The organism is Enterobacter sp. BNK-8 (assembly GCF_048685095.1).
Taxonomy (GTDB): Bacteria; Pseudomonadota; Gammaproteobacteria; order Enterobacterales; family Enterobacteriaceae; genus Enterobacter; species Enterobacter quasiroggenkampii.
Genome location: NZ_JBLQTN010000001.1, coordinates 4,591,762 through 4,610,882 on the forward strand (window position 1 = coordinate 4,591,762; position 19,121 = coordinate 4,610,882).

Annotated in this window: 16 protein-coding genes; 5 read left to right on the forward strand and 11 right to left on the reverse strand. The window is 57.2% G+C overall.

The window, feature by feature from the left end:
- Positions 1 to 66 precede the first annotated feature (66 nt).
- The 3 genes from selA (at position 67) to aldB (ending at position 4,921) form a co-directional block, all read left to right on the forward strand.
- Entirely contained in the window at positions 67 to 1,452 is a 1,386-nt protein-coding gene (selA, locus tag ACMGGU_RS22195; RefSeq protein ID WP_420300925.1) for an L-seryl-tRNA(Sec) selenium transferase, read from the forward strand.
- On the forward strand, positions 1,449 to 3,296 hold the full coding sequence (gene selB / locus ACMGGU_RS22200; RefSeq protein ID WP_420300926.1) for a selenocysteine-specific translation elongation factor: 1,848 nt from the start codon (positions 1,449 to 1,451) through the stop codon (positions 3,294 to 3,296). The genes selA and selB overlap by 4 nt, the downstream gene beginning before the upstream one ends.
- Before the next feature lie 86 nt (positions 3,297 to 3,382).
- Positions 3,383 to 4,921, forward strand: a complete 1,539-nt coding sequence (gene aldB / locus ACMGGU_RS22205; protein ID WP_420300927.1) for an aldehyde dehydrogenase AldB — start codon at positions 3,383 to 3,385, stop codon at positions 4,919 to 4,921.
- Here aldB and ACMGGU_RS22210 read toward each other — a convergent pair.
- Positions 4,918 to 5,883 carry a LysR family transcriptional regulator gene (locus ACMGGU_RS22210; RefSeq protein ID WP_063622816.1) on the reverse strand — a complete coding sequence of 322 codons (966 nt, stop codon included), beginning with the start codon at positions 5,881 to 5,883 and terminating at the stop codon, positions 4,918 to 4,920. The genes aldB and ACMGGU_RS22210 overlap by 4 nt on opposite strands.
- Before the next feature lie 117 nt (positions 5,884 to 6,000).
- Here ACMGGU_RS22210 and ACMGGU_RS22215 point away from each other — a divergent pair, with 117 nt between their 5' ends.
- The gene (locus tag ACMGGU_RS22215; protein WP_045907889.1) at positions 6,001 to 6,741 is read left to right on the forward strand and encodes a MipA/OmpV family protein; all 741 of its coding nucleotides are present in this window, start codon (positions 6,001 to 6,003) and stop codon (positions 6,739 to 6,741) included.
- A 69-nt stretch (positions 6,742 to 6,810) separates the two neighbouring features.
- Here the strand turns inward: ACMGGU_RS22215 and ACMGGU_RS22220 are convergent, their stop codons facing one another.
- Both ACMGGU_RS22220 and ACMGGU_RS22225 read right to left on the reverse strand, forming a co-directional pair.
- Positions 6,811 to 8,760: a glycoside hydrolase family 127 protein gene (locus ACMGGU_RS22220; RefSeq protein ID WP_395299704.1), complete on the reverse strand. Its 1,950-nt coding sequence runs from the start codon at positions 8,758 to 8,760 to the stop codon at positions 6,811 to 6,813.
- A 10-nt stretch (positions 8,761 to 8,770) separates the two neighbouring features.
- Positions 8,771 to 10,171, reverse strand: a complete 1,401-nt coding sequence (locus tag ACMGGU_RS22225) for an MFS transporter (RefSeq protein WP_248222810.1) — start codon at positions 10,169 to 10,171, stop codon at positions 8,771 to 8,773.
- A 225-nt stretch (positions 10,172 to 10,396) separates the two neighbouring features.
- On the opposite strand from ACMGGU_RS22225, the gene ACMGGU_RS22230 reads away from it, so the two are divergent.
- The gene (locus tag ACMGGU_RS22230) at positions 10,397 to 11,206 is read left to right on the forward strand and encodes a helix-turn-helix domain-containing protein (RefSeq protein WP_045907886.1); all 810 of its coding nucleotides are present in this window, start codon (positions 10,397 to 10,399) and stop codon (positions 11,204 to 11,206) included.
- On the opposite strand, the gene araD is transcribed toward ACMGGU_RS22230, so the two are convergent.
- The 8 genes from araD to yiaK all read right to left on the reverse strand — a co-directional run bounded on the left by araD (position 11,207) and on the right by yiaK (position 18,927).
- Entirely contained in the window at positions 11,207 to 11,902 is a 696-nt protein-coding gene (araD, locus tag ACMGGU_RS22235) for an L-ribulose-5-phosphate 4-epimerase (protein ID WP_420300928.1), read from the reverse strand. It lies immediately after the preceding gene.
- Positions 11,896 to 12,756 (reverse strand): L-ribulose-5-phosphate 3-epimerase, encoded by an 861-nt coding sequence (locus ACMGGU_RS22240; RefSeq protein WP_025910545.1) that lies wholly within the window; start codon positions 12,754 to 12,756, stop codon positions 11,896 to 11,898. The genes araD and ACMGGU_RS22240 overlap by 7 nt, the downstream gene beginning before the upstream one ends.
- 2 nt (positions 12,757 to 12,758) lie before the next feature.
- The gene (ulaD, locus tag ACMGGU_RS22245) at positions 12,759 to 13,412 is read right to left on the reverse strand and encodes a 3-keto-L-gulonate-6-phosphate decarboxylase UlaD (protein ID WP_223539846.1); all 654 of its coding nucleotides are present in this window, start codon (positions 13,410 to 13,412) and stop codon (positions 12,759 to 12,761) included.
- Positions 13,409 to 14,914 carry an FGGY-family carbohydrate kinase gene (locus tag ACMGGU_RS22250; RefSeq protein WP_420300929.1) on the reverse strand — a complete coding sequence of 502 codons (1,506 nt, stop codon included), beginning with the start codon at positions 14,912 to 14,914 and terminating at the stop codon, positions 13,409 to 13,411. Before ACMGGU_RS22250 ends, ulaD begins: the two co-directional genes overlap by 4 nt.
- Positions 14,915 to 15,009: 95 nt before the next feature.
- Positions 15,010 to 16,329 carry an MFS transporter gene (locus tag ACMGGU_RS22255; RefSeq protein ID WP_025910539.1) on the reverse strand — a complete coding sequence of 440 codons (1,320 nt, stop codon included), beginning with the start codon at positions 16,327 to 16,329 and terminating at the stop codon, positions 15,010 to 15,012.
- A gap of 43 nt (positions 16,330 to 16,372) precedes the next feature.
- Positions 16,373 to 17,299, reverse strand: a complete 927-nt coding sequence (locus ACMGGU_RS22260) for a DUF4862 family protein (protein ID WP_420300930.1) — start codon at positions 17,297 to 17,299, stop codon at positions 16,373 to 16,375.
- A gap of 151 nt (positions 17,300 to 17,450) precedes the next feature.
- Entirely contained in the window at positions 17,451 to 17,918 is a 468-nt protein-coding gene (locus ACMGGU_RS22265) for a YhcH/YjgK/YiaL family protein (RefSeq protein ID WP_048028075.1), read from the reverse strand.
- A 10-nt stretch (positions 17,919 to 17,928) separates the two neighbouring features.
- Entirely contained in the window at positions 17,929 to 18,927 is a 999-nt protein-coding gene (gene yiaK, locus ACMGGU_RS22270; protein WP_262766184.1) for a 3-dehydro-L-gulonate 2-dehydrogenase, read from the reverse strand.
- Between the last annotated feature and the right edge of the window lie 194 nt (positions 18,928 to 19,121).

The following is a 19,121-nucleotide window of genomic DNA, read 5'->3' on the forward strand; positions in this document are numbered from 1 at the left end:
TCCCCTCACATGTTAACTCCCTCTCCCGTCGGGAGGGGGGAAGATATTTACTCGCCAGGCGCTTTCATGACTACTCATCATTCGCTGTACAGCCAGATCCCCGCTACCGACCGTCTTCTTCGCGAACCCCGCATTCATGCTGTTGTTGAGCGTTTCGGCCATACCGCGACGGTGGAAATGTTACGCCTGCTTCAGGACGAAGCCCGCTGCGCGATTCAGGCAGAAAACGCCTTGCCCGACTGGTGTAGCGCGTGGGAGCAGGAAGTTGAACAGCGGCTGGATGAGAAGGCGCAAAGCGCGTTACGCCCGGTGATAAACCTGTCGGGTACCGTGCTGCATACCAACCTGGGGCGCGCGCAGCAGGCGGAAGAGGCCGTTGCCGCGGTTGTGCAGGCCATGCGAACGTCCGTGACGCTGGAGTACGATCTGGACGGTGCCGGGCGCGGGCACCGCGACCGTGCGCTGGCGGAGCTGCTGTGCCAGCTGACCGGCGCGGAAGATGCCTGCATTGTGAATAACAACGCCGCCGCGGTGCTGCTGATGCTGGCGGCCACCGCCAGTGGTAAAGAGGTAGTGGTGTCCCGCGGCGAGCTGGTGGAGATTGGCGGAGCGTTTCGTATTCCGGACGTGATGCGCCAGGCAGGCTGCACGCTACATGAAGTGGGCACGACAAACCGTACCCATGCGAAAGACTATCGCGCGGCGGTGAATGAAAATACCGCCCTGTTGATGAAGGTTCACACCAGTAATTACCATATTGAAGGCTTCACCAAAACGGTTGAAGAGGCGGAGCTGGCGGCGATTGGGCGCGAACTGAATATTCCGGTGATTGCCGATCTCGGCAGCGGCTCGCTGGTGGATCTGAGCCTGTACGGGCTGCCAAAAGAGCCGATGCCGCAAGAGATGATTGCGGCGGGCGTGAGCCTGGTCAGCTTTTCCGGCGACAAACTGCTGGGCGGGCCGCAGGCCGGGATTATCGTCGGCAAGCGCGAGCTGATTGCGCAGCTGCAGCAGCACCCGCTTAAGCGCGCCCTGCGCGCCGATAAAATGACGCTTGCCGCGCTGGAAGCGACGCTGCGGCTCTATCTCCACCCGGAAAAACTGGTCGACCGCCTGCCCACGCTGCGTCTGTTAAGCCGCGATGCCGCCTCGATTCGCGCCCAGGCCGAGTTACTGCTGCCGCGCGTCGCCGCGCATTACCCCGATTTTGACGTTCGCATTGAGCCCTGCCAGTCGCAGATTGGCAGCGGGTCGCTGCCGGTGGACAGGCTGCCGAGTGAGGCGCTGACGTTCACGCCGCGTGACGGGCGCGGCAGCCAGCTTGAGGCGCTGTCGTCGCGCTGGCGCGGTCTCTCGACGCCGGTTATCGGGCGGATTTACGACGGCCGAATGTGGCTGGATCTGCGCTGCCTTGAAGATGAAGAGCGATTTCTGGAGATGTTGTTGAAATGATTATTGCCACCGCCGGTCACGTCGACCACGGAAAAACCACGTTACTGCAGGCCATTACCGGCGTAAACGCCGATCGCCTGCCGGAAGAGAAAAAGCGCGGCATGACCATCGATCTGGGCTATGCCTACTGGCCCCAGCCTGATGGTCGCGTGCTGGGCTTTATTGATGTGCCGGGGCATGAAAAGTTTCTGTCCAACATGCTGGCGGGCGTGGGCGGCATCGATCATGCCCTGCTGGTGGTGGCCTGCGATGACGGCGTGATGGCGCAAACCCGCGAGCACCTGGCGATCCTGCAGCTAACCGGCAACCCGCAGCTGACCGTGGCGCTGACCAAAGCCGATCGCGTGGATGATGCGCGCATCAGCGAGGTGCGCGAAACGGTCCAGGCGACTCTGCGGGAGTATGGTTTTGCCGACGTATCGCTTTTTGTCACCGTGGCGACAGAAGGGCATGGTATCGACGAACTTCGCCACCATTTGCAGCACCTTTCATCACGCGACCACGCCAGCCATCATCGTTTCCGTCTGGCGATCGATCGGGCGTTTACCGTAAAAGGTGCGGGGCTGGTCGTGACCGGCACCGCGCTGAGTGGTGAAGTCAGCGTGGGAGATACGCTCTGGCTGACGGGCGTGAATAAACCGATGCGCGTGCGCGGGCTGCATGCACAAAACCAGCCCGCTGACCGTGCCCACGCCGGGCAGCGTATCGCGCTGAACATTGCCGGGGATGCGGAAAAAGAGCAGCTTAATCGCGGAGACTGGCTGCTGGCCGATGCCCCGCCGGAACCGTCTGAACGCGTGATTGTCTCCCTGCAGACACACATGCCGCTGACCCAATGGCAGCCGCTGCATATTCACCACGCGGCAAGCCATATCACCGGGCGCGTGTCGCTACTGGAAAACGACCTTGCCGAGCTGGTATTCGATTCGCCGCTCTGGCTGGCAGATAACGATCGTCTGGTACTGCGTGACATTTCTGCAAGGGAAACGCTGGCGGGCGCGCGCGTGGTGGCGCTTAACCCACCCCGACGCGGCAAGCGTAAGCCGGAATATCTGCAGTGGCTGGCCGCGCTGGCGCAGGCCAGCGATGATAACGCCGCGCTGCGGGTGCACCTCGATCGCGGGGCGGTGAATCTGCGTGATTTTGCATGGGCACGCCAGCTGAGTGGGGAAGGCTTACGCCAGCTGACCCAGGAGCCGGGCTTTATTCAGGCCGGCAACAGCCTGCTCAATGCCCCGGTTGCTGCGCACTGGCAGCGTAAGATACTGAACACGCTCGCGACTTACCATGAACAGCATCAGGACGAGCCTGGCCCGGGGCGCGAGCGTCTGCGACGTATGGCGCTGCCGATGGAAGACGATGCGCTGGTGCTGCTGCTGATCGAAAACATGCGTGAAAGCGGAGTGATTAAAAGCCACCACGGCTGGCTGCACCTGCCGGATCACAAGGCCGGATTCACCGCCGAGCAAGAGGCCATATGGCAAAAAGCGGCCCCGCTGTTTGGCGATGAGCCGTGGTGGGTTCGCGATCTGGCTCGCGAAACCAACACCGACGAGCAGGTGATGCGCCAGGTATTGCGCCATGCGGCGCAGCAGGGGCTCATCGTCGCGATCGTGAAAGATCGTTACTACCGTAACGATCGCATTGTGGCGTTTGCCAACCTGATCCGCGAACTGGATCAGGCGCGCGGCTCGACCTGCGCAGCGGATTTCCGCGATCGGCTGAACGTGGGGCGCAAGCTGGCGATCCAGATCCTGGAATACTTCAACCGCATCGGCTTTACCCGCCGTCGCGGTAACGATCATCTGTTGCGCGATTCTTTATTATTTCCTGAAACTCCGTGACCTCCGTCGTAAACACCGTTACCGGCTGGCGAGAAAATCGCCAGCCGGAACTACCCTTGTTGTACACCAACAGCAAGGAGACGGACATGACAAACAATCCTCCCTCATCGCGTATCCAGCCCGGCGAGTATGGTTTTCCCCTCAAGCTGAAGCCCCGTTATGACAACTTTATTGGCGGCGACTGGGTCGCTCCCGTCGACGGCGAATACTATTCCAACCTGACCCCGGTTACCGGCCAGCCGCTGTGCGAGATTGCCAGCTCCGGTAAGGGTGATATCGACCTGGCGCTGGATGCGGCGCACAAAGCGAAAGAGAAATGGGCTCACACCTCCGTGCAGGACCGGGCGGCGATCCTGTTCAAAATCGCCGACCGGATGGAGCAGAATCTGGAGCTGCTGGCGACGGCGGAAACCTGGGATAACGGCAAGCCGATCCGGGAAACGATGGCGGCTGACGTGCCGCTGGCTATTGACCACTTCCGTTATTTTGCCTCCTGTATTCGCGCTCAGGAGGGCGGGATCAGCGAAGTTGACAGCGACACCGTGGCGTATCACTTCCACGAACCGCTGGGCGTCGTCGGGCAAATTATTCCGTGGAACTTCCCGCTGCTGATGGCGAGCTGGAAAATGGCGCCCGCGCTGGCGGCCGGAAACTGTATTGTGCTCAAACCGGCGCGTCTGACCCCGCTCTCGGTCCTGCTGCTGATGGAAATCGTTGGCGATCTCCTGCCGCCGGGCGTGATTAACGTAGTGAACGGCGCGGGCGGGGAGATAGGCGAATATCTGGCAACCTCAAAACGTATCGCCAAAGTGGCGTTTACCGGTTCGACGGAGGTGGGCCAGCAGATCATGCAGTATGCCACGCAGAACATTATCCCGGTGACTCTGGAACTGGGCGGGAAATCCCCGAACATCTTCTTCGCGGACGTGATGGAGGAAGAGGATGCCTTCTTCGATAAAGCCCTGGAAGGGTTTGCGCTGTTTGCGTTTAACCAGGGCGAAGTCTGTACCTGCCCAAGCCGTGCGCTGGTGCAGGAATCCATCTACGAGCGCTTTATGGAGCGGGCCATTCGCCGCGTTGAGTCTATTCGCAGCGGTAACCCGCTCGATAACGTTACACAGATGGGGGCGCAGGTCTCGCACGGACAGCTGGAAACGATCCTCAACTACATCGACATCGGCAAGAAAGAGGGGGCGGATATTCTCACCGGCGGGCGTCGTAAGGTGCTGGGAGGGGATCTGCAGGACGGCTATTACCTTGAGCCGACGATCCTCTTCGGCCAGAACAACATGCGCGTTTTCCAGGAGGAGATTTTCGGCCCGGTGCTGGCCGTGACCACCTTTAAAACGATAGAGGAGGCGCTGGAGATTGCCAACGACACGCCGTATGGCCTGGGCGCAGGTGTCTGGAGTCGCAACGGTAATCTGGCCTATAAAATGGGCCGCGGCATTCAGGCCGGGCGCGTCTGGACCAACTGCTACCACGCCTATCCGGCGCACGCGGCCTTTGGCGGTTATAAGCAGTCGGGCATCGGACGTGAAACCCACAAGATGATGCTGGAGCATTACCAGCAGACCAAATGTCTGCTGGTCAGCTATTCTGATAAACCACTGGGGCTGTTCTAGTCGCCCAGCTCAGGCCGTCCGTGGGCGGCCTGAGCAATTTGCTGGCGCAGGCAGTTAAGGACGCCATCCAGAACGTATTGCACGCGCCAGGGCTGGTATTCGCGTTTGCGGAAGATGGCGGTCAGATCGAGCCACCACTCCTCCTGATGCGGGAAGCAGGGGACCAGCATGCCTTTCGTTAATTCTTTTTTCAGACTCTCTTTTGGTGCAAAAACAATCCCCAGATTATTTCTGGCCAGCTCCAGGGCCGTCTGCGTATTGTCGCAAATATAATTACCGGTCACCCGGTAGTCATGCACGTCATCGCTGCCGTGCACGCGGAAACGCCAGATGTTGGCATCATCGACCAGCATGGAGTCAATGAGAATACAGGAGTGATTAATTAAATCTTCAGGTCCGGTTAAGGGATGTTTATTTAAATATTCTACGGTTGCGAAGGCCGTAACGGAATATTTTGTCAGCACGCTGGCAACCAGACTTTCGTCTTTTGGCTGAGCATAGGTAATTAAAATGTCGCAGTCATCCGGAAAGGTAACGCCTTCTGAAAATTCATTCCGGTCCAGATTGTAGGTTTTCAGGGAGATGCGGATGTCGCCGATGTCTTCTATCTGATGGATCACGTGTCGCGCGAGGTAGGTCACGATACCTGTTGGGGCATAGATCGTCACTTTTCCGCGCTTTTCGTGCTTATAATCGGCAATGAAATTAACGAGCTGGCTGTTCTTATCCAGCGTGGCGTTCACGTAGGGGAGTAACGCTTCACCAAACTGGGTCAGGGCAAGCTGTCGCGTGGTGCGCTCAAAAACCTTGAGCCCAACCCGCGTTTCAAAATCAGACAGATATTTACTCACGTTGGCCTGCGCCATACCCAGCAGGGCGGCGGCATCACCAATGCTGTGGGTGGCGGCGATGACGGAGATAATTTTTAATTCGCGTGGTTTTAGCTGTAATGTACTCATCATGCACACCCATCTATATGATTTTATATATAATATTATATAAACCGCAGCGTTGCATTGGCAATTTTGTAACCATTATTATGCGCCTCGCTTGTTTGGCATTTAAATGGATTACATAGAATGACTATTAAATACAATTTACTCATCGCTGCCACGTTATTTGCATCAACGTCTGCCATGGCCGGTGAATTTTCACTTGGAGCGGGGGCTGTATTTAATGAGTCTCCATACAAAGGCTATAACGAAAATACGACTGCGGTACCGTTAATTAGCTACGAAGGCGATCGCTTTTACGTTCGCCAGACCACGGGCGGATGGATCCTGTGGAAAGATGCAAAAAATGAATTAAGCCTGACCGCAACGTGGATGCCGCTGCATTTCGACCCTGACGATAATGACGACCATCAGATGAAGCAGCTGGATGAGCGTAAAGCGTCCGCCTTCCTCGGCGGTGCGTACTACCGCCACGAAAGCTGGGGGTCGCTGAAAGTGGCGGTCTCTGGTGATGCCACGGATGAAAGCAGCGGCGTGATCGGCGAAGTATCATACTTCCGTCCAATCAAAATGGATCGCCTGACCCTGACGCCTTCTGTGGGTGTGTTCTACAGCGACGAAAGCTATAACGACTACTACTACGGCGTATCCGGCAGCGAGTCTCGCCGCTCCGGGCTGGATCAATACACTGCCGGTGACAGCTGGACGCCATACGTTGGTCTGGCGGCTAAATATCAGTTAACCCAGAAGCTGTATCTCAATGCCAGCGCGGTCTACACCGTGTTGCCTGACGACGTGAAGAATAGCCCGATGATCGACCGCGATGACAGCTTCGCGCTGATGACCGGCCTGACCTGGCGTTTCTGATGTGGTAAAGCCTGTTTACTCCCTCTCCCGTGGGAGAGGGATGGGGTGAGGGCAACAGGCCGCAGAAATTCAACCTTCATCCACCCAGATCCGCATTTCCCCTTCTCCCCGGTTCGCCCAACTGAACCACGGAATAAAGGTTAGCGTCTGAGGATGACGTTGTACCGGCGGGCGGTCATAGTGCCACAGCGCATCAGTGTCCTTCGTATGACAGCCCGTCCCCTCTGCCTGTATCAGCATCTTGTGCGCGAAAATGCCTTTACCTTCAAAGACCCGGAACGTGCTGTCAGGCGGCAAGGAAAGGTTATGCAGATTGGTGCCGTTATCCGCTTCTTCCAGACAGTAAACCAGCGGCCCGCGCTGTAGCGCGACTTTTCCCGCCTGCTGGCGTACCTGCGGGTTTCCGTACACCCGGCGAACCGGCATCGGTAGCGTCAGCGTGACGACATCCCCTTCTTGCCAGTTTCGGGTCAGGTAGATGTATCCCCGTGAAATTTCACCGGCAGCGTCTTCACCGTTCAACGATACCTCAGGCGCCGCGCACCAGTCCGGCAGGCGCAGGGCCAGGGTATGTTTCACCGGCGAAGGTGAGACGATCTCGATTTTCACCGCTTCCTGCCACGGATAATTACCGCCGATCCGCAGCGCCAGGGTTTCATCGCCAACCGGAATGACGACATCGTTGCCGACGTAGAGGTTAATAAAAAGCGCATCCTGGCGAACGGTATAAATATAATGCCCCAGCGACGTCAGCACGCGGGCGATATTCGGCGGGCAACAGGCGCAGCCAAACCAGCGCTGGCGGACGGGTTTCACGTGATCGTAGATATGGTTGAACGCCAGGGTTTTCGGATGGACTTCCAGCGGGTTCACATAGAAGAAGTGCTTACCGTCCAGCGCCATGCCGCCCAGCACCGTGTTGTATAGCGCGCGCTCCATTACGTCGGCGTAGTGGCCGTCGGCCTCCATTTCCAGCATCCGGCGGGCAAACATCATCAGGCCGATGGAGGCACAGCTTTCGGCGTACACCGTATCGTTGGGCAGATCGTAATCGCTGCTGAACGCCTCGCCGCTGCTTTGCGACCCAATCCCGCCGGTAATGTACAGCTGACGCTGCGCCATATTTTTCCACAGCCGCAGGCAGTCCCGCCGTTTACCCTCGTCATGGCTCAGGCGTGCCAGATGCGCCATGCCCGCCATCAGATAGACGAAACGTACGGCGTGGCCGGTGGCGGTTTGTTGCTCGGCAAGGGGTTGATGCGCCTGGCTGTAGGCCTTGTCCTTGACCATCCACGCCGGGCCATAGGTATTCCAGTACGACGTTCTGCCGCGCTTCTCGTATTCGATATCGTAGAAGTGAGGCTGGGTGCCGCGCTCCTCGATAAAGTATTTCGCCAGATTAAGGTACCGGGGCGCCTGCGTAACGTCATAAAGTCGCATCAGCGCCAGCTCGATTTCCGGATGGCCCGGATAACCGTGCAGCTGGTTTTCACCGGGGCCAAACACGCTGTCGATATGGTCCGCCAGCCTGCAGACCACGTCCAGCAGGCGGCGTTTTCCGGTCCCCTGAAAATACGCCACGCCCGCTTCAATCATATGTCCGGCGCAGTAGAGCTCGTGACATTCGGCCAGATTGGTCCAGCGCTCCTCAGGCGCTTTTACCGTAAAGTAGGTGTTGAGATAGCCATCCTCACACTGCGCCGCCGCGACCAGCTCAATCACCTCGTCGGCGGTTTTCTCCAGTTCAGCATCAGGCTTCTGGCACAGCGACCACGCTACGGCTTCCAGCCATTTCGCCACGTCGCTGTCCTGAAACACCATACCGTAGAATTCACCCTGCTCCAGACCTGCAGCTATGCGGAAGTTGCTAATGGCGTGGCTGGGTTCGGCTTCCGTCACGCGGTCATTTAGCGCATCCCACTGGTAGGGGATCACCACTTCACGGACCAGTCGTTGATACTGCCCGAGAAACGGGTCGTTAATTTTCAGCTTGTGCAGGTCGGGTTCCATTATGGACATAGCGTTCTCCTCAGGACGATACGTGACGCTGGCGCAGGTCGGTGGCAATGCGCGACATCATTGGGTTGTTGAGTTTGCACCAGCGGATGGAAACGGCCAGTAGCAGATGGAAAAGGGCGGGGAGCAGGGTCTCCATGGCGGTGATGCCCTGCAGCGAAGCCTGTGTCTGATTGCCCGTGCCCGGCTGGTAGGCGACGGCGATAAACACCAGGCTGATGATCCCGGCGCTGGAGGCCCACGCGAGCTTGATGAAAAACAGGTTGAAGGCGAAGTTCATGCCCGATGAGCGCACCCCGGTTTTCCATTCGCCGTAGTCGTCGGCAAAGGCCATCAGCGAGAAGTGCAGCGGCAGGGTGAAGCCCAGGATCACGCCGTTGCTTAAAATGACGATCAGCCAGAGCGTCTGGTGCGCCGGGCCTCCTGGCAGAAACCACATTCCCAGCGCAAGTGCGGCGAGCACCAGGTTGGTGTAGTAGTAGAGTTTGACGGTATCAATACGGCGCGACAGCGGGTTGACGATGACCGCCCCCAGAATGGCCGCAAAGGTCACCATCGTGAAAAACAGCGAGGTATAGGCGGTGCTGCCCTGCAGTACGTAGGTGATAAAGTACATGTATCCGCCGCCGCGAATGTTGAAAACGTTGATCAGCAGGAACGACATCACCAGCATCAGCAGCAACTGATCGTTTTTACGCAGTCCGGCCAGATGCTCCCGTAGGGTGAATTTGCCCATCAGCGCCAGCGGGACACGCTCGCGTACCCAGAAGAAGCAGCACAGAAACATCACCACGGCGATGGCGCACAGGACACCGACGCCAAGCTGATAACCTTTGGCAGCATCTCCCTGGCCTAATTCAGCGACCAGCCAGGGCAGGCCTACGGAGACCAAAAATCCCGCCACGCCGCACAGCACGAAGCGCCAGGACTGGCAGGAGATCACCTCGTTATGGCGGGTGGTCATGGTATTAATCAGCGCGCAGTAGGGAACGTTGATGGCGGTATAGCCGACGGACAGCAGCAGATAGGTCCCGAATGCCCAGGCGATTTTCACGCCCATGCTGGCCTCGGGAACGGTGAAGGTCAGCACGCCGATAACTCCGATCGGGAAGGCGACCCACAGCTGCCATGGGCGAAAGCGCCCCCAGCGGCTCTGCGTGCGGTCGGCAATAATGCCCATGACCGGATCGGAAATAGCGTCAAATACGCGCAGGGCAATAAAGAGCGTACCCACGAGCGCAGGCGTCAGACCAAAAATATCGGTATAGAAAAAGGTCAGAAAATTCATGATCAGGCAGGTAATCACCGTACCGCCCGCGTCGCCCAGGCCGTAGCCAATTTTTTCGCGCACGGACAAACGGTCATTTATCGCCTGTTGTGTAACGTCAGACTCTGTAATCGGTGTGGAAGTCATCGGGTAACTCCTCGGTAATCGAATTTATTATCGTATTTGTGCAAGGTACCTGATTATTCTGCACTGAATGGGGAGGCCAACAAGGGAAGGGAAAAGTATAAAAAGATGACGATTCCGACCTGATGATAAAAATGTGATTCCGATCGGGCCGTCGGGCCATTATTTATTAATAATCAATGGATGCATTTAATAATGGCGGGATTAAAAGCGAAATGGTGAATATAAATGCTTGAATTATCCATAGCGTTTCCGGTTAAGGTTCAAAACGGTGGGTTGTTTATTTCCCGGGGTGTGGGCCGCCATCCTGCGCGTAAATTAACATCGTGGGAGATTATTTTTGTCGAAAAAGGGACATTAACGATCCAGGAAGAAAATACGGTATTTGACGTGAAGGCGGGCGAGAGTTTGCTGCTTTGGCCTGGCAGGCGACATGTAGGCGTCGGCGACTTTCCCGCCGATCTGAAATTTTACTGGCTGCATTTTGAGGTTGAGCATCACCTGCCCCGATTACCCAATCTGGCAATCGAACAACACTGCCGCGTGAGGGATGCCCAGTATGTGATTTCTCTTTTTCGCCAGTTCCTGAGCGAGCAGGAGAAATTACAGCGAAGCGTGGCGCTGGAAATCATTTTATTACTGATTTTGCAGCAAATTTCCCTTTCGTCAGGCTATGAAGACAACGCAGATGAAGCCGGTGCAGCAATGGCGTGGAAGGCGAAGCAGCTTATTCGCACGCAGTTCCATTTACCGCTTTCTACCTCGCAACTGGCAAAAGCATTGCACTGTAATGCGGATTATCTGGGGCGCGTGTTTCGCCGGACCTTCCATTTAACCCTGACGGAGGCGATACATCGCCAGCGCGTCAGGGCGGCAGAAAAATTGTTGCTGAATGACTCTGCATCGCTCACCGAAGTGGCAACGCGGTGTGGTTTTAATGACGTGGGCTATTTTCGGCAGATCTTTTCGAAGCATACCGGGTTAACTCCCGCCGTCTGGAAACGGCGGTACTGCAAGGAACACATTAATTCCGGATGATCACTGTCCGTAATAGGCATTCGCTCCATGCTTGCGCAGATAATGCTTGTCGAGCAGTTCCTGCTGCATAACCGGAAGCTGTGGCGCGAGCTGGCGTGAGAACAGGCCCATATAGGCGCACTCTTCCAGCACCACGGCATTGTGAACCGCATCGGCAGCGTCATTACCCCAGGCGAACGGACCGTGGGAGTGGACCAGCACCGCCGGGATCTGCATCGGGCTAAGATCGCGCTCCTCGAAGGTTTTGATGATCACTTCACCCGTCTGGTATTCGTATTCCCCTGCAATCTCTGCCGTGGTCATCAGGCGCGTGCAGGGGATGGTCCCGTAGAAATAGTCCGCGTGCGTGGTACCCCAGGCCGGTAAATCCAGCCCCGCCTGGGACCAGATAGTGGCGTGGCGCGAATGGGTATGCACGATGCCGCCAATCTCCGGGTAACGACGATACAGCGCAAGATGGGTAGGCGTGTCTGAAGAGGGCTTTTTATTCCCCTCAATAACCTGGCCCGTGGCGATATTCACCACCACCATATCCTCCGCCGTCATCACGTCGTATTCCACACCGGACGGTTTAATGACCATCATGCCGCTTTTGCGGTCCACTGCGCTGACGTTCCCCCAGGTAAACGTCACCAGCTGGTGGGCGGGCAGCGCCAGGTTTGCTGCCAGTACCTCGGCTTTAAGTTCGTCTAGCATGTCATGCCTCCTTCCTGCATACGGGCTTCAATCCAGCGGCGCGCCTGGATAATCTCCAGCACCGGCTCTTTTGCTTTTTCGGTCCACATTTCAATCAGAAATGCGCCGCGATAGTTCAGTTGATGCAGCGTGTTAAACACGCCAACGAAATCGACGCAACCCTCGCCAAACGGCACGTCGCGGAACTGCCCGGGGCTTTGTGCGGTGACGGGCTGGGTATCTTTCAGGTGAATAGCCGCAATGCGGTCAATGCCCAGCGTCAGCTCGGCGGTGACGTCGTTACCCCACGCGCTCAGGTTGCCAACGTCCGGATAAACGCTGAACCACGGTGAGGCGAGCATGTCGTCCCACTTTTTCCATTTGCTGATGGAATTCATAAACGCGGTGTCCATGATCTCCACCGCCAGCATCACCTGTGCGGCGGCGGCCTGTTCTACGGCCCAGGCCAGCCCGTCGGCAAAGCGCTGTTGCGTCCCCTCGTCATGCGCTTCGTAATAGACGTCATACCCGGCAAGCTGGATGGTGCGAATGCCTAAATCACGCGCCAGCCTGATGGCTTTGCTCATGATCTCACGGGCGCGTTCGCGCACGGTTTCATCGCGGCTGCCAAACGGGAAGCGACGGTGGGCAGACAAGCACATAGAGGGGATCGCCACGCCGGTTTCCAGCATCGCTTCCACCAGAGAGGCGCGCTGCGTGGTGCTCCAGTCGAGGCGTGATAATCGCTCGTCGGTTTCATCGACAGACATCTCGACAAAATCGAATCCGCAGCTTTTCGCCAGTACCAGCCGCTCGGGCCAGGAAAGATCTTTTGGCAGCGCTTTTTCGTAAATACCTAACGGATGCTGACGCATGGTTACGCTCCCCAGATGTCGCGAATATGCGAATGGAATGCCTGTGCCACCTGCGGTGGATTGGCGGCACCTGCCAGCGCGCGTCCGGCAATAAAGGCTTTGACGTTGATTTGCTTAAACAGCGGCAGGTCGGCGGGGGTGATACCGCCGGTAACCGAAAGCTGCAAACCGATATCGGAGAGCGCTTGCATTTTTGCGAGATCCGCCTCACCCCACTGCTGGCCGCTCGCCTGTGCGTCACGTCCGCGGTGATAAATGGCCTGCTTCACGCCGATGCGATGCCATGCGCGAGCATCGTCCAGCGTCCAGTGGCCAAAGAGCTCCATCTGGATTTCTCCCCCGCGGCGCAGGGCTACCTCGTGACCGCGTTCAACGGTGGCCAGCGGGGCGGCGCAGATGATGGTCATCCAGTTTGCACCCGCGCCAAATGCCTGCTCTGCCAGCGTTTCTCCGGCATCGGCCACTTTCCAGTCTGCAACGATGATTTTATCCGGGCACTGCTCGCGCAGGGCGCGCACGGCGTTTAGCCCTTCGGTCAGGCACAAAATGGTGCCCGCTTCGACGATATCAACGTGATCGGCAAGCGTCGCGACATCACGCTGCGCGGCCTGAAGAGAGGTATGGTCGAGCGCCAGCTGCAGTAATGGTCGGCTCATAGGTTGTTCTCCTTAACTCGGGCGTGATAGCCCTGTAGTGCTGAAATCAGTAGCTGATAGCGCTGATACTTGCGCTGATAGGCCGCATGGGCGCGCATGTCAGGCTCAATGACACGAATGTCGTGTCGGAGGGCGCATTGCGCCGTATGGAAATCGGGATACACGCCGGTGCCGACCAGGGCGGCCAGCGCCGCGCCAGAACAGCCGGTCTCTTCTACCTGTGGCAGTTCAATCGCCAGCCCGCTGACGTCCGCAAGCATTTGCATCCATACGTCCGAATGGGTTGGACCCCCCGTCACGCGCAGGGCATGAACGTGGGTAAAGCGTTCGAGCATGCGGTTGAGGTGGGTCATGTGGCAGAACACCACGCCCTCATAAACCGCCTGCAGCAGGTGCGCGCGGGTGTGTAGCGCCTGCATCCCGTAGAAGCCGCTGGTCATCTCCAGCCCGGCGTTGCTGCCATAGAGGAACGGCAGAAAGTACACATCGCTTTCGGCTTTCGGCAGGCTGGCGACGGCGTGGTTGATCTCGCTGAACGACATGTCGCCCCACTGCGCGGTGAGCCACTCAAGGTTGCCGGACGAGGTCGGGCTGGCTTCGTGAACGATGTACTGCTGCGGATGCACGTAGCGGCCATAAACGTAGGGGAAGGGTTCGTTGCTGCGAAGTGCACTGGCGATCCCGCTGGTGACGGCCCAGGTGCCCATCACGGCGTTCAGCGTGTGCTCGTCCTGCAGTCCGGCGCAGAGCGCGGTGGAAACCACATCAAACAGTCCCCCCACGACGGGCGTGCCCGCCGCGAGACCGGTAAGGGCGGCTGCCTGAGCGGTGATTTCCCCGCAGATTTCTGCTGAACCGACAATCGGCGGCAGGGCGCCGTCAATCTCGCTAATCCCGAGCCAGCGCGTAAGCTGCGGGTCATACTGCCCGGTATTCATGTCGTAGAGATTGGACTCGGAGATGTTGCTCTCTTCGCAGCCCTTCACGCCGGTCAGGCACCAGCGCAGATAGTCGTGCGCCATCATCACGCAGCCAATCTGCTGATAGCGCTGCGGCTCGTTCTCTTTGACCCAGCGCAGAAGCGAGGCCGGATGCCCGGTCCACAGCGTCTGGCGCGTATGCGGGTAGAGTTTTTCGGGAATGCCGTCCTGCTGCCAGCGCTGCACAATCTCCAGTGCCCGGCGATCGGAGGAGAGGATGGCGTTGCCCAACGGTTGGTCCTGTTTATCGAGCAGAAACAGCCCTTTACCTTGAGCAGAAATGCCGACCCCATTGATCTGGTTGCCGTTTACGCCTGCATTCTTGAGCAACGCGGCGATGGTTGCGTGGCAGTGCTGCCACAGCTGATGCATATCCCGCTCGGCGTAGCCCGCTCGCGGGCTGAGCGTGGCAACGGAGCGGCGTTCGATACTGACTTCTTTGCCCTGGCTGTTGTATAAACCGGCTTTCAGATAAGTACCGCCACAATCGATACCCAGCCAGAAGGTCTCTTTTTCACTCATCTTCATCTCGCTTAATTGCCGGGTGGCGCTGCGCTTACCCGGCCTACGGTTTGGTTTTCTCCCTCTCCCAGTGGGAGAGGGCTGGGGTGAGGGCATCAGGCCGCACGTTTATGGGGATTTACCGTGGGATTGGGCTCTGCCCCGGCATCGCATTTCGCCGGCAACAGCAGGGCCAGCAGCGACGCCAGCGCGAGTGAAACGGCCAGGCAGTAGACGCCCGCATCTTTGCTGTACAGGGTGATCAGCACGCCAACGGCATACGGGCCACAGAAGCCACCGAGGTTGCCCAGGGCGTTGATCACGCCGCGCGCGCCGCCCGCCATCTCTGCGCTAAACAGTCTTGCCGGGATCGTCCAGAACACGCCGGCGGCGGATTGCAGGAAGAAACCGCAGCCCACCAGTGCGGCATAGGCCAGCCAGATGTTTGCTTTCAGGGCTACGGAGAGGAACATGCAGAGCGCGAAGCCAATCAACGGCAGGGAGACAAACAGCTTGCGCTTGCCGGTGCGGTCAGAAAGCGAGGAGAACAAGAACATGCCCGCAATGGCGCCGATGTAGGGCAGGATAGCGAGCATCCCCACCTGACCAATGCTGGTGTGCGTCAGCTCCTTCAGAATGGTCGGCAGCCAGAGGGTGTAACCATAAATCCCGGTCTGATAGAAGAAATTCAGGGCGATCAGTTGCCACATGGTTTTGTCAGACAGCACCGCGCTGAGCGAGGCATTTTTCACCTCTTTTCCGGCGATGGCCTGCTGTTCAGCCGCCAGCGTTTGTACCAGATAGTTTTTCTCGGCCGCTGAGATCCAGCGGGCTTCCTGCGGACGGTCGTAGACCGTGAATGCCCAGAGCACCAGCACAACAATGGACATCAGACCTTCAATGATGAACAGCCAGCGCCAGTCAAGCGCGGTGATAATCCAGCCCGACAGCGGGGCGGTGATTATCCCGGCGATGGGTACGAACATGATCACAATTGCGTTGGCGCGACCGCGTTCGGCATCCGGGAACCAGTTGCTAATCATGGTGAGCACAACGGGTAGCATCCCGCCTTCCGCCACGCCGAGTAAGAAGCGCAGCACCAGCAGCTGGTACTGATTCGTCACGAGACCCGTGAGCACCGAGATCACTGCCCAGGCGACCAGTGACCAGCCGATAAATTTCTTGCCGCTACCGTGCACCGCAATCTTGCCGCCGGGTACCTGCAGGAACAGATAGCCGATAAAGAATATGCCGCCCGCGAGGCCTGCCATGGTGGCGGTAATACCTAATTCTTCGTCCATCCCTCCCGGCATTGCAAACGCGATATTCACGCGGTCCATATATGAAATAATACAGGCGATAAGAATAGGAGGAATGATTCTTAGCCAGCGCTGGCGCGGAATGTCCGCATGTAGAGCATGAGTAGAAATATTCATAGTTAATCTCTCAGTAGGTAACCGGAATAAACTTTTCTTATTGTTATTGCGTTGCTTTATTCATTGCGCTGATACCGTCGCGCAAAATGGCGATGCGATGGCTGACATCAGCATTAGCATTTATTTCCAGTAATTTAATACCGGAGAATTTCAACGTTGCGGCGCTCGCCGCAGTAAAGAGTGCTTTTGCACGTTCAGTGGACATCAGACTGTCGGCACAGAAGGAGGAAAATGGCGCGTGCAGATCCTGCCATTCACCGTATTCCCCACCGGGGGTGGTGCCTGAAAACATCAGCGCACCCAGTTTCCCGGCATTAAGCGCGGCCTGAACGTGGTCAAGGGGAAGGGTGGTGTTACGGCCTTCGATGGCCGACCGCGCCCAGTTGATGCAGACGCTGATATCCGTGTCTTTCACCACCTCCAGCACCTGCTCCAGTGGCAGGAAGCCCTTGCGCGGTGCCGGGCCGTTCATGGCATCGCAGTGTTCCAGCACCAGATCGCAGTCCCAGTCCCAGCCCGCGATTTCCCGAACCGAGCGGGAAAACGCTTCTGTAGTCTGTTCGACGGAAGCATTGCCCGCCTGCGGGGCGGCCTGCATTTCCAGAGCAATCACTTTGCCCGGATAACGGGCATTCACGGCGTTAATTTTCTGGTGCAGATGTCGGTAAAAGTCCACGCATGCTTTACGCTGCGCGTCGTCAGCCGAGGCCAGGCCAAATGCGCCGTTGCTGCCGCGGCGGCGCATGGTTTCCATTACTGCCGTGACCACGATTTGCCAGTCCCCCGGGGTATGGCGGAACAGCCATTCGTCACCAAGGGGATGAAGATTTTCAAGGCAAGGCTGTTCCAGCCCGCGAATATTCGGCGTGTCGGAAAGTTCCCGCCAGAAGGTTTGTTCTTCTTGTTCCCCTTTCTGGTGAAACGAGGGTGCGCAGGGGTACGCACCAATAATAAAACTGGTGTTGGTCATTTCGCGTTCCTGTATTTATACCCGTCATACTTCAAGTTGCATGTGCGTTGGCTGCGCTCGTTCACCCCAGTCACTTACTTATGTAAGCTCCTGGAGATTCACTCTCTTGCCGCCTTCCTGCAACTCGAATTATTTAGGGTATATCAGAAAATTAATCTAATTCGCTAATTGCCACTTTCACCACAATTTTACGAATTGTGGTTTCCTTGTTTTTAATACAAGCAGGACGGTGCACATCCTGCGGAAAAAATATGGCATAGCTGCCGGGTGTCATTTCGATAAACGACTCATTTTCACTGTCGTGATAAAAAATAATATCGCGCTGTTCCAGCAATGATTCGCTTATTTCGTTATTACCAGTATCAATCGCGATACCGATTTTCTCTTCACCCCAGGCCAGGAACTGGATATCCAGATAGCGGCGATGCACTTCCGGGCGATTCTCGTGCAGATCCTTTGTTGTCAGATCCAGAACTTGGGCAAAAATGTTGCGACCTTCAATTTCTACTACGCCTGGCGCCAGGAGAGTGAAATCCGTCGTGCGCAGAAAATGAAGGGCTTTTTCAATTGCCCGCGGCAGGCGACACGGATTTGGCTGGGAAATATGTCCGAATATCATGGCCCACTCCTTACAGAGACTGGATTTTCGCCCACACGCTGTCGTCAACCGTGATGCCGTTGCAGCGGTTCTCTTCAAGTAAACGGGTAAATTCATGCCCCGGCAGGCGGATGGCGACATTCTCATCCGCGCGTTCGGCGGTGGTGATGAAGTCCATAATGCGCTGCAGTTTGGCATCGCGGGTTGGGCCATCGATCAGACGATCCACCTCAATGGCGATGAAGATCTGCGATACGCCGTACTCGTCGCTGTTGTCCTGGGTCACTTCCGCGACGGAAGATCCGTTTGAGAGCAGGGTGGCGATCATATCGAGGACGATGGATAAGCCGGATCCTTTCCAGTAGCCCATGGGCAGAATACGGCGGTTTTTCTCGATCACGCCCGGCTCTCGGGTGAGATTGCCCTCGTCGTCAAAGCCGCCATCGACCGGCAACGCGCGCCCGGCCAGGCGGTTCACCTCCAGCATGCCGTAGGAGAACATCGACATCGACATGTCGACCATGGTGATAGGGTTCGACGGAATGGCAACGATCAGCGGGTTCGTGCCGATGCAGCATTCTTTTGATCCCCACGCGGGCATCACGGCAATCGAGTTGGTCCAGCAAATGCCGATATAGCCCTTCTCCGCCGCCTGCCAGCCGTAGCTGCCGCCGCGCATCCAGTGGTTCGCGTTACGCAGTGCCACCAGACCAATGCCGTGATCGGACGCCAGCTCGGTGGCGCGATCCATCATCTTCTTCGCCGTCAGGTTGCCAATGGAGCGCTGCGCATCCCACTGTTCGATGGCGCCTAATGTCATCACCCGTTTGGGCTGGGCGTCAGGAATGATATCCCCTGCATCAAGCTGCTGAATAAAGCGCGGGAAGCGGTTCACACCATGCGAATAGACGCCGGATTCCGTGGTGCGGGCAAACATCTCGGCGCAAGCGTCTGCGGTTTCCGCTTTTATGCCGCGATCGAGCAGAACCCGATTGAACGCCGCTTTCAACTCTTCGAAGGTCACTTTCATCCCTGTTCTCCTGTTCTTTTAAGGGCAAGTGTGAGTGCTTTTTTATCGCTAAATTCCACTATGCGAAATCTGATTTCAAATATAGCGATCAAATTTTGTCAGATCAACGACATTCATGTTTTTCAAAATCGATTAAAATCAACTGGTTGTGTTTTTTCTGTTGAGATCGTGAACTGACCCACACTTTGCGCTAC